This is a genomic window from Paraburkholderia sp. RL17-373-BIF-A (assembly GCF_046030175.1).
Taxonomy (GTDB): domain Bacteria; phylum Pseudomonadota; class Gammaproteobacteria; order Burkholderiales; family Burkholderiaceae; genus Paraburkholderia.
Genome location: NZ_JARESO010000556.1, coordinates 1 through 240 on the forward strand (window position 1 = coordinate 1; position 240 = coordinate 240).

The 240-nt window shown below is 62.5% G+C and carries 1 pseudogene; it reads left to right on the plus strand.

The features are described from left to right. A pseudogene (locus P0D80_RS51740) lies at positions 1 to 240 on the plus strand (hypothetical protein); the annotation flags it as partial.

Below are 240 nucleotides of genomic sequence, written 5' to 3' on the forward strand. Positions count from 1 at the left end.
GTTCAAATGGCGTCGTCATTATCTTGCCGGCGATTTCGGCATGCCCGACGCTCAGCTGTCAGAGGCGCCTGCACTCAACTGGCTACCAGTGGCAGTGGCTGAGCCTTCACTGGAAGTGCCGGCATGCCCATCGCGACACAGCACCAGCATCTACGAGGTCGAGTGTGGCGACGTCCGGCTACGCTTGAGCGCCGACACACCCATCGCGGCCCTGATCAAGATTGTGCGGGGCCTTGCCCG